The sequence below is a fragment of the Luteimonas arsenica genome, assembly GCF_004352825.1.
In the GTDB taxonomy this organism is placed as follows: Bacteria; Pseudomonadota; Gammaproteobacteria; order Xanthomonadales; family Xanthomonadaceae; genus Luteimonas; species Luteimonas arsenica.
The window spans coordinates 22,270-45,860 of the sequence record NZ_SJRW01000001.1; the positions used below are offsets into that span (position 1 = coordinate 22,270).

26 protein-coding genes are annotated in these 23,591 nt (G+C 70.9%); 12 read left to right on the forward strand and 14 right to left on the reverse strand.

All coding sequences use genetic code 11. The annotated features are described in order from the left end of the window. Positions 1–92 precede the first annotated feature (92 nt). Positions 93–1,385 carry an alpha/beta hydrolase family protein gene (locus E2170_RS00100; protein ID WP_243707999.1) on the forward strand — a complete coding sequence of 431 codons (1,293 nt, stop codon included), beginning with the start codon at positions 93–95 and terminating at the stop codon, positions 1,383–1,385. 36 nt (positions 1,386–1,421) lie between these two features. Here the strand turns inward: E2170_RS00100 and E2170_RS13730 are convergent, their stop codons facing one another. Continuing rightward, the gene (locus E2170_RS13730; RefSeq protein ID WP_165942114.1) at positions 1,422–1,574 is read right to left on the reverse strand and encodes a hypothetical protein; all 153 of its coding nucleotides are present in this window, start codon (positions 1,572–1,574) and stop codon (positions 1,422–1,424) included. Positions 1,575–1,589: 15 nt separating this feature from the next. Here E2170_RS13730 and E2170_RS00105 point away from each other — a divergent pair, with 15 nt between their 5' ends. Further along, complete coding sequence (locus tag E2170_RS00105; RefSeq protein WP_132998630.1) at positions 1,590–2,144, forward strand: YdeI/OmpD-associated family protein; 555 nt, start codon at positions 1,590–1,592, stop codon at positions 2,142–2,144. Positions 2,145–2,259: 115 nt separating this feature from the next. Here the strand turns inward: E2170_RS00105 and E2170_RS00110 are convergent, their stop codons facing one another. The 7 genes from E2170_RS00110 to E2170_RS00140 all read right to left on the reverse strand — a co-directional run bounded on the left by E2170_RS00110 (position 2,260) and on the right by E2170_RS00140 (position 11,165). Continuing rightward, positions 2,260–3,099, reverse strand: a complete 840-nt coding sequence (locus tag E2170_RS00110) for a type II toxin-antitoxin system RelE/ParE family toxin (RefSeq protein ID WP_132998631.1) — start codon at positions 3,097–3,099, stop codon at positions 2,260–2,262. Between the two features lie 93 nt (positions 3,100–3,192). Continuing rightward, positions 3,193–3,624: a DUF3597 domain-containing protein gene (locus E2170_RS00115; RefSeq protein WP_132998632.1), complete on the reverse strand. Its 432-nt coding sequence runs from the start codon at positions 3,622–3,624 to the stop codon at positions 3,193–3,195. A 131-nt stretch (positions 3,625–3,755) separates the two neighbouring features. Further along, positions 3,756–4,214, reverse strand: coding sequence for a PA2169 family four-helix-bundle protein (locus E2170_RS00120; RefSeq protein WP_132998633.1), 459 nt, complete (start codon positions 4,212–4,214; stop codon positions 3,756–3,758). Between the two features lie 106 nt (positions 4,215–4,320). Beyond that, complete coding sequence (htpG, locus tag E2170_RS00125) at positions 4,321–6,240, reverse strand: molecular chaperone HtpG (protein WP_132998634.1); 1,920 nt, start codon at positions 6,238–6,240, stop codon at positions 4,321–4,323. 144 nt (positions 6,241–6,384) lie between these two features. Further along, the gene (dbpA, locus tag E2170_RS00130) at positions 6,385–7,767 is read right to left on the reverse strand and encodes an ATP-dependent RNA helicase DbpA (RefSeq protein WP_132998635.1); all 1,383 of its coding nucleotides are present in this window, start codon (positions 7,765–7,767) and stop codon (positions 6,385–6,387) included. A 43-nt stretch (positions 7,768–7,810) separates the two neighbouring features. Continuing rightward, positions 7,811–9,202 carry a hypothetical protein gene (locus E2170_RS00135; protein ID WP_132998636.1) on the reverse strand — a complete coding sequence of 464 codons (1,392 nt, stop codon included), beginning with the start codon at positions 9,200–9,202 and terminating at the stop codon, positions 7,811–7,813. 70 nt (positions 9,203–9,272) lie between these two features. Beyond that, positions 9,273–11,165 carry a DUF885 domain-containing protein gene (locus E2170_RS00140; protein ID WP_132998637.1) on the reverse strand — a complete coding sequence of 631 codons (1,893 nt, stop codon included), beginning with the start codon at positions 11,163–11,165 and terminating at the stop codon, positions 9,273–9,275. A gap of 190 nt (positions 11,166–11,355) precedes the next feature. Here E2170_RS00140 and folE point away from each other — a divergent pair, with 190 nt between their 5' ends. From folE to E2170_RS00160, 4 genes are all read left to right on the forward strand, one after another. Then, positions 11,356–11,955 (forward strand): GTP cyclohydrolase I FolE, encoded by a 600-nt coding sequence (folE, locus tag E2170_RS00145; RefSeq protein ID WP_132998638.1) that lies wholly within the window; start codon positions 11,356–11,358, stop codon positions 11,953–11,955. 85 nt (positions 11,956–12,040) lie between these two features. Further along, the gene (locus E2170_RS00150) at positions 12,041–12,838 is read left to right on the forward strand and encodes a hypothetical protein (RefSeq protein WP_132998639.1); all 798 of its coding nucleotides are present in this window, start codon (positions 12,041–12,043) and stop codon (positions 12,836–12,838) included. 85 nt (positions 12,839–12,923) lie between these two features. Beyond that, positions 12,924–14,192, forward strand: a complete 1,269-nt coding sequence (locus E2170_RS00155; RefSeq protein ID WP_243708000.1) for a TCR/Tet family MFS transporter — start codon at positions 12,924–12,926, stop codon at positions 14,190–14,192. Beyond that, positions 14,192–14,488 carry a hypothetical protein gene (locus E2170_RS00160; RefSeq protein WP_132998641.1) on the forward strand — a complete coding sequence of 99 codons (297 nt, stop codon included), beginning with the start codon at positions 14,192–14,194 and terminating at the stop codon, positions 14,486–14,488. Before E2170_RS00155 ends, E2170_RS00160 begins: the two co-directional genes overlap by 1 nt. 8 nt (positions 14,489–14,496) lie before the next feature. Here E2170_RS00160 and E2170_RS00165 read toward each other — a convergent pair whose 3' ends face one another. The 5 genes from E2170_RS00165 to E2170_RS00185 all read right to left on the reverse strand — a co-directional run bounded on the left by E2170_RS00165 (position 14,497) and on the right by E2170_RS00185 (position 16,673). Further along, positions 14,497–14,808: a hypothetical protein gene (locus tag E2170_RS00165; protein WP_132998642.1), complete on the reverse strand. Its 312-nt coding sequence runs from the start codon at positions 14,806–14,808 to the stop codon at positions 14,497–14,499. 71 nt (positions 14,809–14,879) lie between these two features. Next, a complete protein-coding gene (locus E2170_RS00170; protein ID WP_132998643.1) occupies positions 14,880–15,302 on the reverse strand; it encodes a barstar family protein in 423 nt (140 codons plus the stop codon). After that, a complete protein-coding gene (locus tag E2170_RS00175; RefSeq protein WP_243708001.1) occupies positions 15,299–15,781 on the reverse strand; it encodes a guanyl-specific ribonuclease in 483 nt (160 codons plus the stop codon). The genes E2170_RS00170 and E2170_RS00175 overlap by 4 nt, the downstream gene beginning before the upstream one ends. Before the next feature lie 5 nt (positions 15,782–15,786). Next, positions 15,787–16,134 carry an I78 family peptidase inhibitor gene (locus E2170_RS00180; protein ID WP_132998644.1) on the reverse strand — a complete coding sequence of 116 codons (348 nt, stop codon included), beginning with the start codon at positions 16,132–16,134 and terminating at the stop codon, positions 15,787–15,789. A gap of 59 nt (positions 16,135–16,193) precedes the next feature. Continuing rightward, complete coding sequence (locus E2170_RS00185) at positions 16,194–16,673, reverse strand: MgtC/SapB family protein (protein ID WP_132998645.1); 480 nt, start codon at positions 16,671–16,673, stop codon at positions 16,194–16,196. 153 nt (positions 16,674–16,826) lie between these two features. Here E2170_RS00185 and E2170_RS00190 point away from each other — a divergent pair, with 153 nt between their 5' ends. Next, on the forward strand, positions 16,827–18,092 hold the full coding sequence (locus tag E2170_RS00190) for a lytic murein transglycosylase (protein ID WP_243708002.1): 1,266 nt from the start codon (positions 16,827–16,829) through the stop codon (positions 18,090–18,092). Positions 18,093–18,411: 319 nt separating this feature from the next. On the opposite strand, the gene E2170_RS13940 is transcribed toward E2170_RS00190, so the two are convergent. Beyond that, positions 18,412–18,657, reverse strand: coding sequence for a hypothetical protein (locus tag E2170_RS13940; RefSeq protein WP_243708116.1), 246 nt, complete (start codon positions 18,655–18,657; stop codon positions 18,412–18,414). Between E2170_RS13940 and E2170_RS00195 the strand changes: the two genes are divergently transcribed. The 5 genes from E2170_RS00195 to E2170_RS00215 are packed head-to-tail and all read left to right on the forward strand — an operon-like array spanning position 18,553 to position 23,591. Further along, positions 18,553–20,205 carry a M28 family peptidase gene (locus E2170_RS00195; protein ID WP_425477832.1) on the forward strand — a complete coding sequence of 551 codons (1,653 nt, stop codon included), beginning with the start codon at positions 18,553–18,555 and terminating at the stop codon, positions 20,203–20,205. The genes E2170_RS13940 and E2170_RS00195 overlap by 105 nt on opposite strands. A 40-nt stretch (positions 20,206–20,245) precedes the next feature. Further along, positions 20,246–20,851 (forward strand): DUF938 domain-containing protein, encoded by a 606-nt coding sequence (locus E2170_RS00200; RefSeq protein ID WP_132998646.1) that lies wholly within the window; start codon positions 20,246–20,248, stop codon positions 20,849–20,851. Between the two features lie 38 nt (positions 20,852–20,889). Then, complete coding sequence (locus E2170_RS00205) at positions 20,890–21,246, forward strand: hypothetical protein (RefSeq protein WP_132998647.1); 357 nt, start codon at positions 20,890–20,892, stop codon at positions 21,244–21,246. 48 nt (positions 21,247–21,294) lie between these two features. Continuing rightward, complete coding sequence (locus E2170_RS00210) at positions 21,295–22,584, forward strand: TolC family protein (RefSeq protein WP_132998648.1); 1,290 nt, start codon at positions 21,295–21,297, stop codon at positions 22,582–22,584. After that, positions 22,581–23,591: an efflux RND transporter periplasmic adaptor subunit gene (locus E2170_RS00215; protein ID WP_132998649.1), complete on the forward strand. Its 1,011-nt coding sequence runs from the start codon at positions 22,581–22,583 to the stop codon at positions 23,589–23,591. Before E2170_RS00210 ends, E2170_RS00215 begins: the two co-directional genes overlap by 4 nt.

Here is a 23,591-nt window from a genome sequence, read left to right on the forward strand (position 1 = left end):
CTCTCCCGTGGGTTGACGCGTTCAGGCGTCATGGTCAATATTTACGTAAATAGTAACGCAAATGGGGTGTCATGCAGAGGCTGGTACTCGCTTTGGCCCTGGTCCTGGCCGCGCCCCATGGCACGGTGATCGCGGGCGGGAATGATGCAGGGGAGGCACAAGCTCCCGCTTGCCATACCGGCAGCTATCGCATGGCGGATGGCAGCATGCTCGATATCGGGCCGGGAACACCGGGCGCGCTCCGCTGGCGGCGTCCGGATGGTCGAACCGGAGCCCTGGCGCTGCAGGATGACGGCATGTGGTCCAGCACGCTCGGTTGGACCGGTCGTCCGGACGGCCACCGATTGACCGTGGAGGACTGCGAGGGCGGCGAGATCCGCTTCGACGATGTCCAGGGGCGACGACAGCCGCTGCTGCAGGTCGATACCCGTTTCCAGGGAAGCGGAGTCGAGTTGAGCGGGCGACTGACGCTGCCGCCGGGCGAGGCACGCGTGCCCGTGGTGGTGCTCGTCCACGGTGCGGAACGGTCGTCGGCGGTGGACACCTATTCGCTTCAGCGCGAACTGGCCAGCCAGGGCATCGGTGTCTTCGCGTACGACAAGCGCGGCACCGGTCGTTCGGGGGGCCGCTACACGCAGAACTACCTTGTCCTCGCCACCGATGCCATCCACGCCATGCGAGAGGCCCGGCGTCTTTCCGGCGAACGCACTGGGTGGGTCGGATATCAAGGCGGCAGCCAGGGGGGATGGGTGGCGCCGCTGGCGGCGATGATCGAGCCGGTGGACTTCGTGATCGTCAGTTTCGGCCTGGCAGTGTCACCCATCGAGGAAGACCGCGAAGCGATCGCCTTCGACATGGACCGCGCCGGCTTCGGGGCGGACGTGCAACGCAAGGCCGGCGAAGTGGCGGACGCGACAGCGGCCATCATCGAAAGCGACTTCACGGAAGGGTTCGACCGGCTTGACGCGTTGAAGGCGCAGTATGGGAACGAACCCTGGTTCCGGTTCGTGCGCGGGAACTTCACCTCGTATCTGCTCTCCACTCCCGAAGCGGTGGTGCGCCGGGACTTTCCAGCCTTGCTTGAAGGCGTTCCGGCGCATTACGACCCGATGCCCGTGCTGTCCAATCTCGACGTGCCGCAGCTGTGGATCCTGGGTGGACAGGATCGTGACGCGCCGCCGTTCGAGACGTTGCGGCGACTGGACGAGCTCGGGAAAGCGGGTCGACCCATCACCACGATCGTGTTCCCGCAGGCAGACCATGGCATGTACGAGTTCGAAACCGATGCGGATGGCGAGCGTGTGTCGACTCGGCAGCCCGAAGGCTATCTGAAGGCGATGGCGGACTTCATCAGGCAGGCTGACGGAAACACGGCATCGGACTGATCCCGGCGCCGCGGCGCGAAGCAGGCCGGGACGCTGTCATGAGGGAAAAGGTGGATCAATGAACACGAGCAGGTTCGTCAGGCAGGTCCCCCGTCCGCTTTCGATCATCTTTACCGCGACAGTGATCACGAACATCATCGTGGTCGCCACCGGGCAGCCGCCGAAGATCGAGCGTGCTTCCCGATCCATTGACAAGGCTTCGACATGGCCAAGACCACACCTGCCGTAGTTCGCTTCAAGTCGATCCTTCGCAGGCCCGCCGAGCCGAAGAACGCCGCCTGGGCCTTCCTCGTGCTGCCTGCCGCCGCCAGCGGCAAGCTGCCGACCCGCAGCCAGGTCACGGTGGAAGGCCGCTTCGCGGCGGTGCCGTTCCAGGCCACCCTGGAGCCGGATGGCGAGGGCAGCCACTGGCTGAAGGTCGACGGCGCGCTGCTTGAAGCCGCCGCTGCGAAACCGGGCGATACGGTGGCCCTGGAGATCGCACCGGTGGCGAAGGAGCCCGAGCCGAAGCTGCCGCCCGACCTGCGCAAGGCCCTGGCCGCGCATCCCGCCGCGAAGGCGACCTGGGACGACATCACCCCGGTCGCGCGGCGCGACTGGATCCAGTGGATGACCTCGGGCAAGAAGGCCGAGACCCGCGTGAAGCGCATCGCCACTGCCTGCGACCAGCTGGCGTCCGGCAAGCGCCGCGCCTGCTGCTTCGATCGTTCCGGCATGTATAGCCGCGGCAACCTCGGCCCGCCTGAAGCGGCTGACTGATCCGCCTCAGGCGCGCTCGCTGCCCGCGCTCGCATAACGTCCCGGCGGCTGCCCCACCTGCCGCTGGAACGCGGCGCAGAATACGCCGTCCTCCAGCACGCCGCAGCAGCCTGTTTCAGCGATACGGCGCCGGGCCGCGCCAGAGCAGTTCACCGCGGCGGTAGACCCGCTCCATGGTGATGACCTTGCGCGCGTCGCCGATGTTCTCCATTTCGGGGTCGTCGGGTTCGAGCAGGCGGCAGGGCCCGGATCCGCGCCTGAGCGCGGTCTCCAGCGGGCAGACCATGTACTGCCGCGAGCCCGGCAGCGGCAGGAAGATCTCGGTGATGCCCTCGTCGCGCCAGGCGCGCAGCCGGGTCTCGCTGAGCAGGTCGTAGATGACCTGGTAGCCGCCGACCTCCATGTTGGGTTCGGCGGAGGAGGCGTTGTAGCGGCGGCCGCGGTCGGTGGCGGGCGTGGGCGCGGGACCGGCGTTCACCGCGGCGTGGTCTTCCCGGAGCATGCCGGGCGGCTGGCCCCAGGCATGCTGCTGGCGCCGCGGCACGGGGCGGCTGCTGGACGCGGGCGGGGTCGGGGCGTCTCGCGGCTGCTCGGCGTCCGGCGGCAGCGGCGCCTCGGCCTCTTCGACCTGCACCACCTGCAGCGCGGACGCGGACGCGGACGGGGGTTCGGCGGGGTCGGGCCGCGGCGGCACGCGCTCGCGGCGGACGGTCGGCATGGCCGGCGGGACTTCCGGTGGCGACGGGATCGGGCTGTTGACGTCGATGTACTCGACTTCCATCCGGCTGCCGCCGGCGCTGCCCTCGGGGTTCGACACGGTGACGGGCGTGGACGACATCGCGAGCCACGCCAGCAGCAGGTGCAGCAGCGCGCTGGCCAGCGCGGCGATCCAGGGCTGCAGGCGGTCGGCGCGGGACTGCGCGCGCCCACCCGTGGGGCGTGTTGCCGCGGTCACGTCGCGCCCAGACGCAAGCACCCCGGCCGGGGCCGGGGTGCCTGTCGCCTGGCGGGGTGCTGGACCGTCACCAATGCGATGCCGCCGTGCCGGTCAGTCCTTCAGGTCGTCGGGGACCTTGCCGCCGTTCTCGGCCAGCCTGCGCATCACCGCCTTGTGCAGGGCGATGTTCTGCTCCGCGCTGCCGTGGGCGCCGGCGTTGACGTCGAGTTCGGCCGCCAGCTCCTTGCGCGCGTCGAGGCTGGAATCCAGGTTGAGCAGCTTCAGCAGGTCGACGATGGAGTTGCGCCAGTCGCTCTTGCCGCCCTTTGCTTCGGCCATCGCCGAAAGCACGGCCTCGACGTCGACGGGTTCGGGGGCGGGCGCCGGCGGCGCCGGGTTCAGCGCGGGCGGTGCCACGTCGGGGTCGTTTTCACTGCCATCGAAAATGATGGGCGCGGGCTTGGCGGGTTCCGCCGGTGCGGGTGCCGGGGCGGCCTTGGCGCCGCCGAAAATACGATCCTTGATCTTCGAGAACAGGCCCATGGTGGACTCCTTGGATGGGGGCTTCGATTCTGCAGCTTCGAGGGCGGAATTGCATGACTGCCTGCGAACGAAGGCCCCGGCATGTGCCGGGGCCCGGATTCCCGCCCTTGGCGCGATGCCGCGGCCAGGGATCAGCCGGCGTCCTTCATGGCCAGCTTGCGGTTGCGCATGATGCCGTGGCACTCGACCACGCGCGGCAGGTACTTCTCGGCCGCGGCGCGGGCAGCCGGCGGGGTGCCGGTGTCCTTGATCGTGTCCCTGAAGGCGTCGAGCAGGCGGTCTTCGGACTCCTCGAGTTCGGCCACGTAGGCGTAGTCGGTATCGCCGAACGCGGCGCGCACCTTGCTGTACAGCTGGTGCATCGAACCCACCATCGTGCCACGCTCGGCCGGCTCGCCGCCGGTCGCGGCGACGTCGGCGCCCAGGCCGGTGACGATCTCGCGCTTGTGGGCCGCCATCTGGCTGAACAGCGACGACAGTTCGGGGTTGTCGACCTTGGCGGCGGCTTCGGTATAGAAGTCGTCGCCGTCGCGTGCGATCTCGATCAGGTCGTTGAGGCTGTGCTCGATCTTCTTGCTGTCCGTGGTCATGTCCGTTTCCGTCGTGGGGGTGTGGAACACTTTCCACGATCGGCCATGAAATCCGCGTGCAATGCGCTGATACCAGCTGAATGGTTCAGGGGCACATGCGCCGTGGTCAGTTCATCAGGAGGCGGTTCACGCGCTGCACGAAGGCCGCTGGATCGGGCAGCGGGGCACCGGCCGCGAGTTCCGCCTGTTCCAGCAGCAGGTTGGCGTAGTCGGCGGCGCGCGCGTCGTCGGCTTCGCCCTGCACCTTGCGCACCAGCGGGTGCGAAGGATTGATCTCCAGCGTGGGCTTCTGCTCCGGCACGTCCTGGCCGGCCTCGCGCAGCAGGTGCGCGAGGTGCGGCGCCATCTCCCACTCCGACAGGGCGAGGCACGACGGCGAGTCGGTCAGGCGCGCGGAAACGCGCACTTCGGCGATGCGCTCGCCGAGCAGGCCCTTGATGCGCTCCAGCAGCGGCGCAGCGGCCGCGGTCGCTTCCTCCTGCTTCGCCCTGTCGGCCTCGTCCAGCGGCAGCTCGCCCTTGGCGACGTGCTTCAGCGGCTTGCCGGCGTATTCGCGCAGGTGACCGAGCATCCATTCGTCGATGCGGTCGGACATCAGCAGCACTTCGATGTCCCTGGCGCGGAAGGCTTCGAGCTGCGGGCTGCCGGCGGCGGCGCGGTGGCCGTCGGCGGTGACGTACCAGATGGCGTCCTGGCCTTCGGGCATGCGGCCGACGTAGTCGTCCAGCGACACGCTGCGCGCCTCGCCTTCGCCCTTGGTCGATGCGAAGCGCAGCAGCTTCGCGATGCGCTCGCGGTTGCCGGCGTCCTCGACGATGCCTTCCTTCAGCGTGTTGCCGAAGGCCTTGAGGAAGGTGGCGAACTTCTCCGGCTCGTCGCGCGAGAGCTTTTCGATCAGGTCGAGCACGCGCTTCACGCAGGCGCCCTTGATGCGCTCGAGCTGGCGGTTGTGCTGCAGGATCTCGCGGCTGACGTTGAGCGGCAGGTCGTCGGCGTCGACCACGCCGCGCACGAAGCGCAGGTAGTTGGGCAGCAGCTCCGCAGCGGCGTCCATAATGAAGACGCGCTTGATGTAGAGCTTCAGGCCCTTGCGCTCGTCGCGGCCGCCCATCATCAGGTCGAAGGGCGGCTGCGCGGGCAGGTAGAGCAGGGTGGTGAAGCTCTGGCTGCCCTCGACGCGGTTGTGGGTCCAGGCCGCGGCGTCGTTGAAGTCGTGGCCCAGCGACTTGTAGAAGTTCTGGTATTCCTCGTCGCTGATCTCCGCCTTCGGGCGGGTCCACAGCGCGGAGGCGTCGTTGACCGCCTCCCATTCCGGCGTGGCGTCGGCCCTGGCGACAGCCTCGTCGCCTTCGCTGTCCGCGTCCTCGCCCGCATCCGCCGCCGCGTCCTTCGGCATCCGGATCGGGAAGGCGACGTGGTCGGAGTACTTGTGAACCAGCGAGCGCAGCTTCCAGCCGTCGAGGAATTCGTCCTCGCCGTCCTTCAGGTGCAGCACGACGGTGGTCCCGCGCTCGGGCAGGTCCGCGTCTTCGAGCGTGTACTCGCCGCGGCCGTCGCTGGTCCACTTCACGCCGGTATCCGGCGCGGCGCCCGCGCGGCGGGTCAGCACGGTCACGCGGTCGGCGACCACGAAGGCGGAGTAGAAGCCCACGCCGAACTGGCCGATCAGGCGGGCATCGGCCTTCTGCTCGCTGCCCATGGCTTCGAGGAAGCGGCGGGTGCCGGAGCTGGCGATGCTGCCGATGTTGGCCACCACTTCGTCGCGCGACATGCCGATGCCGTTGTCGCGCAGGGTGATCGTGCGCGCGGACGGGTCCCAGCTGACGTCGATGTGAAGCTCGCCATCGCCAGCCAGCAGGCCCGGGTCGGCGATCGACTCGAAGCGCAGCTTGTCGCAGGCGTCGGAGGCGTTGGAGACCAGCTCGCGCAGGAAGATCTCCTTGTGCGAGTACAGCGAGTGCGTCACCAGGTGCAGGACCTGGGCGACTTCGGCTTCGAACTTGCGGGTTTCGGCGGTGGCGGTCATGGGCGATATCGGTAACGGGCCAGTAAGACCGTCCGATATGCGCGCGACGCAGTCGATTTCAAGAGCCGCGCCGGCCGCGGTGGCCTGCCGGTGGGCCGCTGGCGGCGCAGGCGAGCGGGGAAAGGCCGCCTGCCCGCTCCCGCGTCAGGCCCGCTGCACGCGGAACCTGCGCCCCTTGATCTTGCCGGCGCGCAGCCGCTCCAGTGCCTGCGCCGCCTGGTCGCGCGCGATGGCGACGTAGCTGCGGGTGGCGAACACGTCGATCCTGCCGATCGCGTCCTTGTGCAGGCCGGCCTCGCCGGTCAGGGCGCCGACGATGTCGCCGGGGCGCAGCTTGTCGCCGCGGCCGGCGTCGATGCGCAGGGTGGCCATGGCCGGCACCGGCACGTTCGCGGGCTTGCCCGACAGCGGGGGCACGGTCTCCCAGCGCAGCGGCCGGCCCTGGCGTTCGGCGATGGCCTCGGCGCGCGGACGTTCGCGCGCGCTGCACAGGCTGAGCGCCAGGCCGTTGCGTCCCGCGCGCCCGGTGCGGCCGACCCGGTGCTGGTAGGTGTCGATGTCGCTGGGCAGTTCGTAGTTCACCACCGCGCCGATGTCCTCGACGTCCAGGCCGCGCGCGGCGACGTCGCTGGCCACCAGCACGCTGCAGCTGCGGTTGGCGAACTGCAGCAGGACCTCGTCGCGGTCGCGCTGCTCCATGTCGCCGTGCAGGGCCTGCGCCGAGAAGCCGTAGTGCGTGAGCGAGCCGACCACGTCCGCCGTGTCGGCGCGGGTATTGCAGAACACCACCGCCGACTCCGGGCGGTGGCGCAGCAGCAGCGCCGCCAGCGTGCGGCCGCGGCGCGCCGGATCCACTTCGAAGAACAGCTGCTCGATCGCCGCCGGCTGGGCGCCGCTGTCGATGCTGACCTCGACCGGCTCGCGCAGCATCGCGCGGCCCAGGTCGCGGATCGCGTCGGGGAAGGTGGCCGAGAACAGCAGGCCTTGGCGCTCCTTCGGCGTGCGCCGCACCAGGTCGCGGATGGCGTCCTCGAAGCCCATGTCGAGCATGCGGTCGGCCTCGTCCAGCACCAGCGTGCGCACGGCCTTCAGCGACAGCGCGCCCTTGGCCACCAGCTCCTGCACCCGCCCCGGCGTGCCCACGACGACGTGCGGCGCATGCGTGAGCGAGGCCAGCTGCGGGCCCAGCGGGATCCCGCCGCACAGGATCGAGACCTTCAGGTTGGGGATGCCCACCGCCAGCCGGCGCAGCTGCTTGCCGACCTGGTCGGCCAGTTCGCGGGTGGGGCAGAGCACCAGGGCCTGGGTCGTGCCGGACGCCGGGTCGAGCCGGTGCAGCAGGCCCAGGCCGAAGGCCGCGGTCTTGCCGCTGCCGGTGGGCGCCTGCGCGATCACGTCGTGGCCCTCGAGGATCGGCGGCAGCGCCTGCGCCTGGACGGGCGTCATGGCGGTGTAGCCGAGGGCGTCCACGCCATGGAGCAGGGCGGGCGAAAGCGGGAGGGCGGCGAACGGGGAGGGCGTGGTCATCCGCACATGATGGCAGGCATGGCCGCCGGACGCTGGCGGGCGCTCAGTCGCCGATGGCGTCCCGGTTCATCGCCGGGGTGAACCAGAACGGGATGCGGAAGTCGCGCCTGCGCAGCTGGCCCTTCGCGTCCCCGGCCTCGTTCCAGGCCAGCCGCAGGTCGTGGCGCCCCGGGGGCAGGTCGGCGATCGCGACGTAGCCGACCAGGCCGCGCAGGTGCAGGTCGCGGCGCTCGATGGGCAGGAAGTCGTCGAGCGGCACCGGCCTGCCGTCCAGGGTGACCGTCCACAGCGACGACAGGCAGTCCACCGCCAGCGCCGCCGCGTCGTCGCCCTTCGCGCGGTTGGCGCCGTCGACCAGGGCGTCGCAGCGCTCGCGCGCGAGCACGTTGTCGCGCTGCGGCTGGTGCGGGATGAACAGGCGCAGGTGGCTGCCGGAGATCCGGTCCGAGGGAATCATCGGGTAGCGCAGAAGCACGTCGTCGTCCGCGCGCATGTCTTCGTAGTGGGCGCCGGTCATGCCATGGTCCACGGCTTCCGCGGTCAGCACGTCGTAGCGGTGCAGCATCGAGAAGTTGCTGGAACTGGCGATCTGCAGGCCGCCGAAGACCATCGCGAACATGATGACCAGGACGTAGACCGCCATGAAGCCGCGGCCGGGCAGGTTGCTCTGCAGGGTCAGCTGGACCGGCAGGATCAGCCGCTGCGGGATCACGAAGCTGTAGACGCGCAGGATGCCTTGCACCAGCCTTTCGACCCGCGGCGCGGTGCGTCCCTCGCGCGCCTGGCGGGCCAGGTACTTCTCGGCGACGTAGGGCAGCATGCCGAAGACCATGAACATCGCGTAGGCCAGGAACAGCACGATCCTCGCGATGCGGTCCATGTCGCCGAGCACGGCCCCGAACAGCGCGGCGACCAGGATCATGCCCACCGCGAGCACGGTGACCCAGACCAGGGACAGCGCGAGCAGGATCGCCATCGCGAACAGCATCGACGCGGCGCGGTCGGCGCGGTCGATCACGCTGCCGAGGTCGCCGACGCGCTCGCGGTGGAAGGCCCGGGAAACCGGCCCCATCAGCGGGATCCGGTCCCAGTGGATGCCGTCGGGGAAGGTCGACTTCAGGCCGATCAGGGCGACCCAGTAGCCGCGGATGGCCAGGTGGATCATGAACGCGAACGCCAGCGACCAGCTCAGCCCGACCACGGTCGCGAAGCCGAACCACAGCGCCATCTCGAACACGCCCTCGACGTGGACCGTGTTCGCCGCCCAGGCCTCGAAGGCGCGGCCGGGCACCGTCAGCAGCGCGAAGGCCAGCAGGCCGGAGACGATCAGCTCGAGTTCGTCGGTGCGCTCGCGCAGGCGCTCGAACGCGACGCGGCTGGTGGGTGGGGTCACGGCGTCGCCCGGCGCTGGCACCGGCCCGTCGGGGCTGCTCATTCGTCCTGTTCCCCTGTCTACGTGGAGCCACGCCGCCCGGTCCCCCGGCGGCGTGGCCGACGGCCGGCGCTCAGCCGGCCTTGCGCGATTCTATCCAGCGGTCCACGCGCTGTTCCAGCAGGTCCAGCGGCATCGCGCCGCCGCCGAGGAGGGTGTCGTGGAAGCCGCGGATGTCGAAGGCTTCGCCCAGCTCGGCCTCGGCCTTCGCGCGCAGCTCCTGCATGCGGATCATGCCGACCTTGTAGGCGGTGGCCTGGCCCGGGAACACCAGGTAGCGCTGCACCTCGGAGCGGATCGCCGCGTCGGGCACCGAGCTGTTGGCGCGGAAGTAGTCCACCGCCTGCTGCTCGGTCCAGCCCTTGGCGTGCATGCCGGTGTCCACCACCAGGCGGATCGCGCGCCACATCTCCGACATCAGCCGGCCGTATTCGGAGTACGGCGTCTGGTAGGTGCCGTCCATTTCCTTGGCCAGCCACTCGGAGTACAGGCCCCAGCCCTCGGTGTAGGCGGTGTCGAACAGCTGCGTGCGGAAGGTCGGCACGCCCTCGAGCTCCTGGGCGATCGAGATCTGCATGTGGTGGCCGGGCAGGCCCTCGTGGTACGCGATCACTTCCAGCTCGGTCTTCGGCATCGAGTTCATGTCCGACAGGTGCGCGTAGTACACGCCCGGACGCGAGCCGTCCGGCGAGGCCGGGTTGTAGTGCTGGGCGGCGCCGTCCTGTTCGCGGAAGGCCTCCACGCGCTTGACCACCAGCTCCGCCTTGGGCAGCAGGCCGAAGTATTCGGGCAGGTACTGGCGGATGTTGTCGATGGCCGCGGTGGCGTCGTCGATGTAGGCCTGGCGTCCGGCGTCGGTGTTGGGGTACAGGCGCTCGGGGTCGCTCTGCACGTGCTTGAAGAAGGCCTGCAGGTCGCCCTCGAAGCCGATCTCCGCCTGCACCTTCTCCAGCTCCCCGCGCAGGCGCGCGACTTCCGACAGGCCGAGCTCGTGGATCTGGTCGGCGGTCATGTCGGTGGAGGTGTGCTGCTTCAGCTGGTAGGCGTAGTACGCGGCGCCATCGGGGTGGGTGCTGCCGACGCCCGCGGGATTGACCGGCGCCTGCGGAAGCTCGGCCTCGGCGAAGGCGATCACGCGCTCGTAGGCGGGCTTCACCTGCTCCAGCAGGGCCTTGCGGGCGGCGTCCTTCAGCTCGGCCGCGCGCTCGGTGGTGATCTTGCCGCCGGCGACGAGCGCATCGGCCTTGGCCTGGGCGTCGGCCCACAGCGCGCTGTCGGCACCGCCGTCGAAGGGCGCGCCGGCGATCACCTTGCGCGACTGGTCGATCACGCCGTCCAGGGCGAACTTCGGCGCATGGATGCCCGCGGCCGAGGCGCGTCCGCCGCGCTCGACCAGCGCGTCGAACACCGTCGGCAGCTTCTCCAGGCGCGCGACGTAGGCGACGAAGTCGGACTCCTCGTCGACGCGGTGGAAATTGATCATGAAGGTCGGGGCCATGCTGTGCATGCCGTTCATCTGGTCGAAGACATAGCCATCGAGCAGGAAGGGCATGCCGTCGCGGGCGCTTTCGTACTGCTTCTTCCACAGGTTCCAGGACAGCTGGGCCTCGGGCTCCAGGCGGTCGTAGTCGAACTCCGCCTCCATCGTCCGGACCGAGGCCTCCATCCAGTCGAGCTGCTTCTGGATGCCGGCGTCGGAGACGTCGTCGATCTGGTCGTAGAGGTCCTTGCGGCCGAGGAAGGTCATGCGGATCGGGCTCAGCTGCAGCTGTTCCTCGAACTGCGCCTCGAACCAGGCGTTGAGGCGGGCGGTTTCGGCCTCGCGCTCCTCGGCGGTGGCGGCGGTCGCCGCGGTGGTGCCGGCGGCGGGGGCATCGGTGGCTGCGCGGTCGCAGGCGGCCAGGCCCAGCGGAAGGACCAGCGCGAGGGCGATGGCCAGGGGCGAGCGGGTGGAAGCAGGGCGCATGGGCGAACTCCGGGTGGCGAGGGCGTCGGGACCGGCATCCGGCCGGGGTCAGGTCGGCGACTGTCCCACGAAACCGGCCGCGCAAGCAGGGCCATTGGTACCGGGGACGCCGTCCCGGGAAGCCTTGGCCCGCCTGCCATTGCTGCGCCGCGGTACCATGGCGGTTTCGCGAACCAGTGGAGCCCGGGCCATGGCCAACCAGGACGATCAGCGCAACGGCGTGGCCCGCGACGAGGCCGAGGCCGCCGTGCGCATCCTGCTGCGCTGGGCCGGCGAGGACCCCTCGCGCGAAGGCCTGCTCGACACCCCCAAGCGCGTGGTCGACGCCTACGGCGACTGGTTCAGCGGCTACGGCGACGACCCGCGCGAGTACCTGGAGCGCACCTTCGAGGAGGTCGCCGGCTACGACGAGATGATCGTGCTGCGCGACATCCAGTTCGAGAGCCACTGCGAGCACCACATGGCGCCGATCATCGGCCGCGCCCACGTCGGCTACCTGCCCGACGGCAAGGTGGTGGGCATCAGCAAGCTCGCGCGCGTGGTCGAGGCCTATGCCCGCCGCTTCCAGGTGCAGGAGAAGATGACCGCGCAGATCGCGGCCGTGATCGAGGACGTGCTGAAGCCGCGCGGCGTGGGCGTGGTGGTCGAGGCCAGCCACGAGTGCATGACCACCCGCGGCGTGCACAAGCGCGGGGTGAGCATGGTGACCTCCAAGATGCTGGGCGGCTTCCGCGACGACGCCCGCACCCGCCAGGAGTTCCTGCGCTTCGTCGGCGATCCGCGGGGCTGAGCGGCCACCCTCGGGTCGGCCCCGGGTAGTCCTTCCGCGCATGGCGTCCTAGCTTCACCTGTAGAGACAGGCGGAGGGCAGGACCATGAGCGATGGCGCAGGCGGTGCAGGTGGCGTAGGCGGTGGTGACGGTGGCTCCAACGGGGCCGACAGCGCCAGCAGTTCCAGCGCCACCGCCGACAGCCTCGGCAGCGTCGCCGAATCGGTGGCGGAATCGGTCGCAGAAGCGGTCAGCAACGCGCTGGGCGCCATGGCCGATGCGATCGGCCTGGGCGAAGCGCTGGGCTCGGTCGCCGATGCGCTCGGGCTCGATCCGCAGGACCTGCAGGGCCTCATCGGCACCGCGGTGCTCGGGGCGATCACCGGCGGCCTGCCGGGCGCGATGGCGGCGGTGGCCAATGCGGTCATCGGCGGCACCGTGGCGTCGGCGGCGCACGAGGCGGTGGAATCCATGCCCGCGCCGATGCAGGCGATCGCCCACCAGGCGATCTCCGCGCTGACCAGCAACGTCCCCGGCGCGCAGGCATCGATCAATCCCCAGGGCGTGCTGGGTGCGCTGGCCAGCGGCGCCTTGACCAATGGCGTCGCGCCCTCGGCCAACGCCATTGGCGACGTCGCGCGTTCGATCACCGGCCTGGCCGATGCCGCGCGCGATGCCTTCGGCCACGTCGCCAGCGGCAATTTCGCCGATGCGGTGGACGCCGCGGCGGCGTTCGACGGTGTGCTGGGCTCGCAGTTCGCCCAGGGCCGCGAGGTCGCCAGCCGCGTGGCCGATGCCTACGCCTCGGGCCACGGCGTCTACGCCAACGGCGGCAGCGACCCGGTGGGCGATGCCATGGAGCAGCTCGCGGTCGCGACCACGCGCCTGCTCGGCGAGCGCTGATTCCGGCGGGAAGCCGTCCGGCACCTGCGGTGCGCGGGCCCAAGGCCGTAGACTCCGCGCTCTGTTTTCCAGAGCGGGATGCGCCGTGGGCGTCCAGACCCCTTCGCCCGGCGCGCGTCGCGCGGCGCTGGCCTTCATCTTCGTGGTGGTGCTGATCGACGTGATGGCGTTCGGCGTCATCATTCCCGTGCTGCCGCACCTGATCGAAGACTTCGTCGGCGGCGACATTTCGGTGGCATCGTGGTGGGTGGGGATCTTCGCCGTGCTGTTCGCCGCGATCCAGTTCGTGTTCGCGCCGATCCAGGGCGCGCTCTCCGACCGCTACGGCCGGCGCCCGGTGATCCTGCTGTCCTGCCTGGGCCTCGGGCTCGACTTCGTGCTGATGGCGCTGGCGCCGACGCTGGCCTGGCTGCTGGTGGGGCGCATCGTGTCCGCGATCACCGCGGCCAGCTTCAGCACCGCGAACGCCTACATCGCCGATGTCACCAGCGGTGCCGACCGCGCCAGGGGCTACGGCATGATCGGCGCGGCGTTCGGGGTCGGCTTCATCGCCGGTCCGCTGATCGGCGGCGTGCTTGGCGACATCGACCTGCGCCTGCCGTTCTGGTTCGCCGCCGGCATGGCGCTGCTCAATTTCCTGTACGGGCTGTTCGTGCTGCCCGAGTCGCTGCCGGCGGAGCGGCGCAGTGCGCGCATCCACTGGTCGCACGCCAACCCGCTGGGTTCGCTCGGCCTGCTGCGCGCGCAGCCGCAGGTGATGGGGCTGGCAGTGGTGGTGCTGATCTCCGCGTTCGCGCACTACGCGCACCCCAGCGTGTTCGTGCTGTACGCCGACTACCGCTACGGCTGGGGGCAGAAGGAGGTCGGCTACGTACTGGCCTTCGTCGGCGCGATGGCGATCGTGGTCAATGCCTGGCTGGTCGGGCTGCTGGTGAAGCGCATGGGCGAACGCCGCGCGCTGATCCTGGCGCTGTGCTTCGGCGCCGCCGGGTTCGCCGTGACCGGGCTGGCGCCGGTGGGCTGGCTGTTCCTGGTCGGCATCCCGATCGGCGCGCTGTGGGGCGTGGCCGCGCCGGCCTCGCAGTCCTTGATCACCCGGCAGGTCGATCCGGCCATGCAGGGCCGCGTGCAGGGGGCGTTGATGAGCTTGACCGCGCTGGCGGGCGTCGTCGGTCCGGCGGTGTATGCCGGCAGCTTCGGCTGGGCGGTGTCGCCGGCTTCGCCGATCGACCTGCCCGGTATTCCCTACCTCGTGGCCTCGTCGATGCTGCTGCTGGCGATCGCGGTCGCCTGGCGCCACGCCCGCCTGCCCGCGGCACCGGCATCCGCGGGCGACATGCCTGCAGGCCCTTGATGCGACACCGCCGCTCGCTCAGGCTGGATCCCTCGACTGTCGACGGAGGATCCGGCATGCGCTTCGCCACCACCCTTGCCATCTGCGGGACTGCGCTCGCGCTCGCCGGCTGCGCAGGCACCAGCGAGTACTACGACACCAACGCGGCCGTGGATGCCAACCCGCTCTGCGCCAGCCGGCCGGACCGGCCCGGCGAGCCGGTCGCCCGCGACTGCCTGCGCGAGAGCGGCGGCAGCATCAGCACCGAGCGCAGGAGCGAGCCCGTGGATTTCCGAAAGGGCGCGGGCGACGACTGAGGGCCCGGTCAGGACGCGGGCGTCTCCGGGTCTTCGTCTTCCATCGTCGGGTCCACCGGCGGCGGCTGGGTCGCCTCGTCGACCGGCGGGACCGGATCCATCGGCGGCGGGATCTCCGGGTCGGTGGGCGGCATCGGCTCCGGCGGCGCGGGCTCGTACATCGTGTCTTCGGGTGGGGCCGCGGTGTCCGTGCGGTCCTCGACCGGGTCCTGGGCCGAGGGCAGCTCGTCAACCGGCGTATAGGCCTCGCTCGGATCGCTGCAGGCGGCCAGGGACAGGGCCAGGGTGGCGAAAGTCGCGGTCAGCAGAAGTCGCTTCATTGCGGGTTCCCCGCAGGGATGGGCGTGGCACGAGTATCGCGGCCCGCCCGTGTGCATGGCGTCGCGGTGGTTCAGGTTGCGGACGATGCGGTCGGCAGCACCGCCCAGAACGGGACGCCGACGCGCGCGTGCGTGCGTGCGGCCTCGTCCAGGATCTCGAGCAGGACGGCGAAATCGTCCGGCGCGGATTCGCGTAGGCCGGTGGAATGGTCCAGCAGCAGCAGGTAGCCCGGCGCCGGCAGCCACGACAGGTCGCCCAGGCTGTCGGCCAGCGCGTCCCAGTTGCCGCCGAAGGTGGCGGGGAACGCCAGCGCGGCGGCGATCTCGTCGAGCAGCGCGTCCTTGTCGTCGGCGGTTTCGAGGTTGGCGGCGGCGACGGCGAAATCGAGCGCGTTGGCGGCGTCCACCAGCGCCGCGCGGTCGCGGATGTCGATGAAATAGGCCGCGGCCTGGCTGGCGTCGGCCAGCAGGGCGCCGAGCTCGATGTCGGTCATGGGGACGGCCTGCGCTGGAATTCGCGGAAACTGCGGTAGTGGTCGGCGGTGTAGTACCACTCGGCCGGCGGGTCGCCGCCGGTGACGATGCGGCGCGCGCCGCGATGGCCGAGGCCCGGTGTGTCGACGGTGTATTCGCGGTAGTGGCCGCGCGGGCGCTGGGGAAGCAGGCGCTCGCGGTTCTGGAACACGCTGCCGTCCTGGCGGTGCGGGAAGGGGCCGCCGCGGTCGATCAGGGCGAGGGTGGCGTGGGCTTCGGGCGGCAGGAAGGCGAGTGCGGGATCCTGCTGCGTGCCGGCACCCGTGCGCGGCGGCGCCTGCGGCGCGGCATCGGGCACGCGGTGGGTGTCGGCCACCGGCGGCATGCCCGGGCCGGCCTGGCGCTCGAGCAGCTGCCACATGCCGACCAGGCACAGCGCGGCGACCAGCCAGATCCAGCTACGTGGCGTGCCCGGCTTCCCCCTGTTTCCCCGTGCCATGGGTGTCAGCCGCAGTGGATCCTGACGATGCGGTTGTCGTCGTCGATCTCGATGTTCAGGCGGTCGGCGCGGTAATCCATGGTCACGGCCATGCCGGGGCGGATCACGCGCACGCCGCGGGCGGCGGTGGCGGTCTTGATGCGCTCGCCGAGCGCTTCGTCCAGCACCTGGCCGACGTATTCCTGCGCGGCCTTGGCGTCGCAGCTGCCTGCCAGACCGCCGCCTTCGATGACCTTGGGCGGGGCGCCGTTCACGGGCGCGGGCTCGCGGGCGGTGCCGCAGGCGGCGACGGCAAGGACGAGCGGTGCGGCCAGCAGCGCGGCGGCGCTGCGCGAAAGATGGATGCGGGGCATGGTGGTTTCCTCATGGTCATGGCGGGATCATGCCGCATGCGCGGCGCGGTTGTCCGGAATCATTCCTTCCGGGGTCGATCGGTGCCGATGCCGGATTCCAGGCGCCGGAACACCGCCAGCACCACCACGCACATCAGCGAGGCGCCGAACGCGAGCAGGTAGTGGCCCAGGCCCGCGGCCATGCCGATGGCGGCGGCCATCAGCAGCGAACTGGCGGTGGTCAGTCCCTGCACTTGCTGATTGCCGCGCGCGCGCAGGATGGCGCCGGCGCCGACGAAACCCACGGCGGCGACCACGGCCTTGATCAGATGGCCAGGGTCGATGCGCACCAGATCGCGGTACTGTTCGCGGGTGAACTGCTCGGCAACCACGTCGCCGAGGCCGACGATCAGGGCGGCGGCACCGGCGATCATCATGTGGGTGCGCAGGCCGGCGGCGTGGCGGCCGAGCTCGCGCTCGATGCCGAGCACGCCGCCCAGTGCCATCGCCGCGGCGACGCGCAGCAGGATCCAGAGTTCGCCGCTTTCCAGCGCTTCCATCGCGATCGTTCCGTGGGTGGACGGTCGATGACATCGCAGTAGTGGTTTGGTTGCCGTGAAGCCGCGGCGCGGCGCAGGTCGTCGTTCATCGGCGTGACGGTTGCCGGCGCGTGCACGTGCCTACAATCCGGCGAGTCCAATCCGGAGCCTGCGATGCGCCATTCCCCGATGCTTGCGACCCTGCTGCTGGCCTTGCCGGCGACCCAGGCCATGGCGCAGGCCGCCCCACCGGCGGCGCCCGCACCTGCACCCGCACCGACCGCATCGGCAGCCGACCTCGCCACGTTCAAGGGCTGCATGGCGCGGCTGCGCGGCTCCGCCGCCGGCAAGGGCGTGGACGGCGCCAGCTTCGACCGCCTGACGTCGTCGCTGGCGCCGGACATGACGGTGCTGCCGCTGCTCAACCAGCAGCCGGAGTTCAGCACGCCGATCTGGGACTACCTGGCAGCTTTGGTCGACCAGCAGCGGGTGGACGACGGGCGCGCGATGCTGGCCGGGCATGCGGCCACGCTGTCGCGGGTGCAGGCGGAGTACGGGATCGATCCGGCCACGGTGGTGGCGGTGTGGGGCGTGGAGAGCGACTACGGGCGCAGCTTCGGCAAGCGGCCGCTGCTCACGTCGCTGTCGACGTTGTCGTGCTTCGGGCGGCGCCAGCCCTTCTTCCAGGGCGAATTCATCGCGACGCTGCAGCTGCTGGCGCGCGGCGACCTGCGCGATCCGGGCATCACGGGGTCGTGGGCGGGAGCCTTCGGGCATACGCAGTTCATGCCGACGACGTACCAGCGGATCGCGGTGGATTTCGACGGCGATGGCCGGCGCGACCTGGTCGGCAGCATTCCGGATGCGCTGGGGTCGACGGCGAACTATCTGAAGAAGTCGGGCTGGCGCACCGGCGAGCCCTGGGGCTACGAGGTGAAGCTGCCGGCGGGGTTCAATGCGTCGCAGGCGGGGCGCACAAACCGGAAGCCGCTGTCGGCGTGGGTGGCGCAGGGGCTGCGGCGCGTCGATGGCAGTGCGATCACGGGGGTGGCGGCGGATGCGCGTTCGGCGGTGATCCTGCCGGCGGGGGCGTCGGGGCCGGCGTTCGTGGTGTTCCGGAACTTCGATGCGATCTATTCGTACAACGCGGCGGAGAGCTATGCGTTCGCGATCGCGCACCTGGCGGATCGGCTGCGTGGCGGGGCTGCGTTCGTGACGCCGTGGCCGACGGATGATCCGGGCATCGGGCGGGCGGAGCGGCGGGAGCTGCAGACGCTGCTGCTTGGGCGGGGGCATGCCATCGGGGAGGCGGACGGGATGGTGGGGACGCTGACGCGGCGGGCCATCGTGTCGGAGCAGGAGCGGTTGGGGATTTCGCCGGCGGATGGGCGGGCGGGGGTGCGGATCCTGGAGGCTTTGCGGCGGGATTCGGGGCAGTAGGAGCCGCTGTGGTGCTGGCTGGTGCGGGGTGACTGCATGGTCGCCGGGTGTGTGGGCGGGATGATTGTGGTGGCGGTGGCGGTGACGGTGACGGTGGCGGCGCGTGCCCTCCGCGCCAAGTCGCTCCTCGTTATTCGCTTGGTTGGCGCGGAGGACACGCGCCGCTTTGCATTGCCGCCGCCAGTCTGGAGGAAGGTCAAGGACTCCCGCGCCGGGGGCTGAGACCAGGCATGCCGGGCGCGACGTGCCCATTCGCAGCCTGTGCTCGGTGGGCACGTCGCGCCCGACATGCCTGCGGGGCGTTCTCGCGGTGGGTGGATCAGGGCGTGTTGCGGCGGCGTGTTGCAGTGCGTTCTTTGCATGTGGGCACAATGGACGCCTTGTCGATCCGGGATGAACGGCCATGCTGCGTGTGTTCGGCGTTGTGATGTTCGGGCTGCTGTTGTCGGCCTGCGATGGGGTGCGGCAGGGCGATCAGGATGCCAATGCTGATTCCGGGCAGCCTGCAGATGCGGGTGCAGATGCGGATGTTGGCGCGATCAGCAGCGAGAGGCTGGCGGGGCATCTGCGCATGCTGGCTTCGGACGAATTCGAGGGGCGGGCGCCGGATACGCCGGGGGAGGAGAAGACGGTTGCGTATATCAGCGAACAGTTCGCGGCGGCGGGTCTGCAGCCGGCGGGCGACGGTGGGGGCTGGACGCAGGCGGTGACGCTGGAGCGGACGGAGATCGCGGGGCCGGTGGCGGCGTCGTTCACGGTCGGGGGCGATGAGGCGTGGTCGCTGGTGAACGGCGAGGACATCGCGCTGGAGACGCTGCATCCGGACGGGAACGTGGCGCTGCGCGATGTGCCGGTGGTGTTCGCGGGCTACGGGATCACGGCGCCGGAGCTGGACTGGGACGACTACGCGGGGCTCGACGTGCGCGGCAAGGTCGTGGTGGTGCTGGTGAACGATCCGGACTTCGAGACCGAACCGGGGCGGTTCGGCGGCAAGGCGATGACCTGGTACGGGCGCTGGGCCTACAAGTACATCGAGGCGGCGAAGCGCGGGGCTGCAGGCGTGCTGATCGTGCACGAGACGGCGCCGGCGGCGTATCCGTGGGTGACGGTGCGCAACGGGCGACTGGCGCCGCAGTTCGACATCGTGCGCGAGGATGCGGCCAGCTGGCATCTGCCGGTGCGGGGCTGGATCCAGCGGGCGACGGCGGAGCGGCTGTTCGCGGATGCGGGGTTGTCGTTCGAGGCCGCCAAGCGCGAGGCGCAGCAGCATGGCTTCAGGGCGCGCGCGCTGGGGGATGCGAGGTTCTCGGCGGCGTTCGCGGTCGAGCGCAGCCGGATCACCAGTCGCAACGTGCTGGGCCTGCTGCCGGGGGATGCACGCGCCGACGAGACGGTGGTCGTGTCCGGGCACTGGGACAGCTTCGGCATCGGCGAGCCCGACGAAAGCGGTGACGCGATCATCAACGGGGCGGTCGACAACGCCACCGCGATCGCCTCGATGATCGAGATCGCGCGGGTGATGGCCGAGGGGCCGAAGCCGGCGCGCAGCGTGCTGTTCGTCGCGCTGACGGCGGAGGAGAGCGGGCTGCTGGGCGCGACCTACTACGCGGCCCATCCGCTGCGGCCGCTTGCGACCACGGCGGCGGTGCTCAACATGGAGATGTGGAGCCCGGACGGGCCGACCCGTGACATCTCGAGCTGGGGCCAAGGCAAGGTCTCGCTGGAGCGCGACCTGCAGGCCGCGGCGGCGGCGCTGGGGCGCACGTATTCCACCGATCCCGACCTCGAGGCCGGTCTGTTCTACCGCGCCGATCATTTCGCCTTCGCCCAGGCGGGCGTGCCGGCGATCACCATCGGTCCGGGCATGGACCAGCTCGACGGCGGCGTGGAAGGCGGCAAGGCGGCGCGCGCCGACTACTTCGCCAAGCGCTACCACCAGCCCGGCGACGAGTTCGGCGACGGCTGGGACATGCGCGGACCGACCGCGGATACGGAAGTGGTGCTGCGGCTGGTGCGCGAGGTGGCGGGATCCGGGGCCTGGCCGGCGTGGGATGCGGACAGCGAATTCCGCGTCGCGCGCGATGCCAGTGCGCAGGAGCGCGCGGGCCGCTGAGCGTCCGGGCGCGGGAAACATCGACTGGATGGATGACTTCATGGACCCTCGGCCCCACGCCCCCGCCTGCGAGCGCAACCGCGATCCCATTCTCGCCGTGCTGCGCGAGTGGTTCGCCGATCGCCGGCGCGTCCTCGAGATCGGCAGTGGCACCGGGCAGCACGCGGTGCACTTCGCGGCGGCGATGCCATGGCTTGAGTGGCAGGCCTCGGACGTCGCCGACCACCTGCCGGGCGTCCGTGCCTGGCTGGACGATGCGCAGTTGCCGAACACGCCAGCGCCGCTCGAACTCGACGTGTTGCAGCCGCAGTGGCCGGAGCCGGGTGCCGATGCGGTGTTCACCGCCAACACGCTGCACATCATGGGCTGGGACGGGGTGCAGGCCTTCTTTCGCGGCGTCGGGCGGTTGCTCGCCGATGCGCCCGGCGGCACGCTCGTCGCCTACGGGCCGTTCAACTACGAAGGGACGTTCACCAGCGACAGCAACCGTGACTTCGATGCGTGGCTGAAAGCGCGCGATCCACGCTCGGGCATCCGCGATTTCGAGGCGGTGGACGCGCTTGCCGTCGCCGCGGGGCTGCGCCTGGTCGACGACGTGGCGATGCCGGCCAACAACCGCTGCCTGGCGTGGCGTCGCCCCGGGTGAGATTGTGTAACGCTCGGCCCGGTCGCTAACCTGCGCCGATGCATTCCCGCCTCCACAGCACTCCACGCGGCCTGCGCCTCCTGGCGCTGGTGCTGCTTGCCCTGGGGCTGCTGGTGAAGCCGGTCCTGGTGGCGGGCTGCGAGTTGGAAGACATGCGGCTGGCGGCCGGCGATCCCTTCGCGGCGCTGGTCGTGGATGCCGCTTCCGGGCAAGCCGGCGACGAATGCTGCCCGGGCCAGGCCTGCGGCGAATGCTGCACGGCGGGAACGGTCCTGCCGAAGGCCACGGCTTCGATGGTGGCGACGCATGTCGCTGCGCGCCCGGCGGACGCCGCGCTGGCCGAACCGGCGCCCGCGCCCCGCGGAACTGCGATCCGGCCCCCGATCACGGCCTGAGGTTGCCGCCGGCTGCGGCCGGCTCCTCGTTCCCGATCGGAGATTTCCATGTGGTTTCGTCTGGCGGCGATGGCCGCCCTGTTGCTTGCGTCGTGCCTGCCGGTGCGCGCACAAACGCCCCCGTTGGCGCCCCCCACGCTTACGCTCGACGACGCGTTCGCGCGCGTTGCGCGCGCCCACCCCGACCTGCGCCTCTTCGGCGCGCGTCACAACATCCTGCTCGCCGAGCAGGAGGCGGCCACGCTGCGTCCGCCGCTGCGCGCAGGAATCGAGGTCGAAGACGCCCTCGGCAGCGGTGCCCTGCGTGGATTCGACCAGGCCAGCACCACGCTGACGCTCGCGGGCGTGTTCGAGCGCGGCGGCAAGCTGGATGCACGCCGCACCCTGGCACAGGGCCGGATCGATGCGCTGGCGGTCCAGCGCGAGGCGCAGCGCCTGGACCTGCTGGCCGACACCGCCCGCCGCTATCTGGCGGTGCTGGCGGCACGGGCGGAGGCTGCGATCGCGCGGCGTGACATCGAGCAGCGCGGGCGTGCGGTCGCCGCTGCACGGCAGCGCCTGCAGGCCGGGGCTTCGCCGGAGTCGGTGCTGTTGGCGGCGCAGGCGGCGCACGTCCGTGCGGACATGATGCTGGAGCGCGCGCTGCAGCAGCAGGATGCCGCGCGCCGGCATCTCGCGGCGCTGTGGGGCGAGCGCGAGCCCCGGTTCGAGATGGTCGATGGCGACCTGCTGGCATTGCCGGAGATCGCGGCGATGGAAGAGCTCGCCGCGATGCTCCAGCACACGCCGGAGCTGATGCAGGTCGCCGACGAGCGCCGCATCCGCGAGGCGCGCCTGCAGCTCGCGCGCAGCGAGGCGCGCCCGGACCTCGAGTGGCAGCTGGGTGCGCGCCGCTTCCAGGACGGCGGCGACGTGGCCCTGCTCGGCAGCGTGTCGATGCCGCTGGGTGCCGCGCACCGCGCCCGGCCGGGGATCCTCGCCGCCGAAGCCGACCTCGCCGCACTCGGGATCGAGCGCGAGTCGCTGGACGTCGCGCTGTACGGCACGCTTGCCGAAGCCCACGGCCGCTATCGCGTCGCGCGGCTGGAGGTCGAGCGGACCCGCGACGGGATCCTGCCGCGGCTCGTGCGCGCCGAACGGTCCGCCGAGCGTGCCTATCGTGCCGGCGCCGCCAGCTACCTGGAATGGGCGCAGCTCCAGTCCGAAACGATCGCCGCGCAGCGCCAGCAGCTCGACGCCGCGCTCGACGCCCGGCGTGCACTGCTCGAACTCCAGCGCCTGACCGGCGCATCGCTGCTGGCCGGCCCCGCCTCGGCTGCAAAGGAAACCCTGCCATGACGTACACGAAGACGATCCAGCGCGTGCTGGCGCTGGCACTGGCCGCGCTGCTCGCCGCCTGCGGCGGCCGGCATGCCGACGACGGCAGCGCCGCGACCCATGCCGAGGGCGCGGCCGGGCACGACGATGATCACGGCGACGAGCACGACGAGCACGACGAGCACGACGAGCACGACGAGGACGGCGCGCCGGCCACCACGATCCCCGCCGACGTGGCCGCGGCCTCCGGCATCCGCGTCGCGGCCGCTGGCCCGGGCACCATCGCCGACGAACACGAAGTCCAGGGCCTGTTGACGCCCGCGGAAGGGCGCGTGGCGCAGGTGACGGCGCGCTTCCCGGGGCCGATCCGCGCGCTGAACGCCAGGATCGGCGACCAGGTGCGCGCGGGCCAGGCGCTGGCCACCATCGAGAGCAACCTCAGCCTGACCACCTACACCGTGGCCTCGCCGATCTCCGGCGTGGTGCTGCAGCGCTCCGCATCGGTCGGCGGCGTGGCGGCGGAGGGCACGCCGCTGTTCGAGGTCGCCGACCTGTCGACGCTGTGGGTAGACCTGCACATCTTCGGCAACGACGCCGGCCACATAGTCGCCGGCATCCCGGTCACGGTGACACGGATGAGCGACGGCGCCAGCATCGAGGCCACGCTCGAACGCATCCTGCCGGCGACCGCCACCGCCAGCCAGAGCACGGTGGCGCGCGCCAGCATCGACAACGCCGACGGCCTGTGGCGCCCGGGCGCGGCGGTGCGCGCGCGCGTGGTCGTGGACCATGCCGATGTCGCGCTGGCGGTGCCGGTCACCGCGCTGCAGGCCGACGAGGCGGGTCGCGACGTGATCTACGTGCGCGAAGGCGAGCACTACGGGGAGCGGCCGGTGACCCTGGGTCGCCGCGATGGCGAGCGGGTCGAGGTCGTCTCCGGCCTGGAGGCGGGCGAGGAGGTCGTGGTCTCGCAGAGCTTCCTGGTCAAGGCGGACATCGGCAAGTCCGCTGTCGCCCACGATCACTGA

What these genes read in the sequence shown, in the direction of transcription:
- E2170_RS00205 (WP_132998647.1), top strand. Translation starts at nt 20,890, where the DNA reads ATGCATTCCCGCCTCCACAGCACTCCACGCGGCCTGCGCCTCCTGGCG.
- E2170_RS00115 (WP_132998632.1), bottom strand. Translation starts at nt 3,624, where the DNA reads ATGGGCCTGTTCTCGAAGATCAAGGATCGTATTTTCGGCGGCGCCAAG.
- folE (WP_132998638.1), top strand. Translation starts at nt 11,356, where the DNA reads ATGGCCAACCAGGACGATCAGCGCAACGGCGTGGCCCGCGACGAGGCC.
- E2170_RS00105 (WP_132998630.1), top strand. Translation starts at nt 1,590, where the DNA reads ATGGCCAAGACCACACCTGCCGTAGTTCGCTTCAAGTCGATCCTTCGC.
- E2170_RS00170 (WP_132998643.1), bottom strand. Translation starts at nt 15,302, where the DNA reads ATGACCGACATCGAGCTCGGCGCCCTGCTGGCCGACGCCAGCCAGGCC.
- E2170_RS13940 (WP_243708116.1), bottom strand. Translation starts at nt 18,657, where the DNA reads ATGCCCCGCCAGCCTCTCGCTGCTGATCGCGCCAACATCCGCATCTGC.
- E2170_RS00210 (WP_132998648.1), top strand. Translation starts at nt 21,295, where the DNA reads ATGTGGTTTCGTCTGGCGGCGATGGCCGCCCTGTTGCTTGCGTCGTGC.
- E2170_RS00180 (WP_132998644.1), bottom strand. Translation starts at nt 16,134, where the DNA reads ATGCCCCGCATCCATCTTTCGCGCAGCGCCGCCGCGCTGCTGGCCGCA.
- dbpA (WP_132998635.1), bottom strand. Translation starts at nt 7,767, where the DNA reads ATGACCACGCCCTCCCCGTTCGCCGCCCTCCCGCTTTCGCCCGCCCTG.
- E2170_RS00140 (WP_132998637.1), bottom strand. Translation starts at nt 11,165, where the DNA reads ATGCGCCCTGCTTCCACCCGCTCGCCCCTGGCCATCGCCCTCGCGCTG.
- E2170_RS00215 (WP_132998649.1), top strand. Translation starts at nt 22,581, where the DNA reads ATGACGTACACGAAGACGATCCAGCGCGTGCTGGCGCTGGCACTGGCC.
- E2170_RS00150 (WP_132998639.1), top strand. Translation starts at nt 12,041, where the DNA reads ATGAGCGATGGCGCAGGCGGTGCAGGTGGCGTAGGCGGTGGTGACGGT.
- E2170_RS00175 (WP_243708001.1), bottom strand. Translation starts at nt 15,781, where the DNA reads ATGGCACGGGGAAACAGGGGGAAGCCGGGCACGCCACGTAGCTGGATC.
- E2170_RS00165 (WP_132998642.1), bottom strand. Translation starts at nt 14,808, where the DNA reads ATGAAGCGACTTCTGCTGACCGCGACTTTCGCCACCCTGGCCCTGTCC.
- E2170_RS00135 (WP_132998636.1), bottom strand. Translation starts at nt 9,202, where the DNA reads ATGAGCAGCCCCGACGGGCCGGTGCCAGCGCCGGGCGACGCCGTGACC.
- E2170_RS00160 (WP_132998641.1), top strand. Translation starts at nt 14,192, where the DNA reads ATGCGACACCGCCGCTCGCTCAGGCTGGATCCCTCGACTGTCGACGGA.
- E2170_RS00185 (WP_132998645.1), bottom strand. Translation starts at nt 16,673, where the DNA reads ATGGAAGCGCTGGAAAGCGGCGAACTCTGGATCCTGCTGCGCGTCGCC.
- E2170_RS00120 (WP_132998633.1), bottom strand. Translation starts at nt 4,214, where the DNA reads ATGACCACGGACAGCAAGAAGATCGAGCACAGCCTCAACGACCTGATC.
- E2170_RS00190 (WP_243708002.1), top strand. Translation starts at nt 16,827, where the DNA reads ATGCGCCATTCCCCGATGCTTGCGACCCTGCTGCTGGCCTTGCCGGCG.
- htpG (WP_132998634.1), bottom strand. Translation starts at nt 6,240, where the DNA reads ATGACCGCCACCGCCGAAACCCGCAAGTTCGAAGCCGAAGTCGCCCAG.
- E2170_RS13730 (WP_165942114.1), bottom strand. Translation starts at nt 1,574, where the DNA reads ATGGATCGGGAAGCACGCTCGATCTTCGGCGGCTGCCCGGTGGCGACC.
- E2170_RS00200 (WP_132998646.1), top strand. Translation starts at nt 20,246, where the DNA reads ATGGACCCTCGGCCCCACGCCCCCGCCTGCGAGCGCAACCGCGATCCC.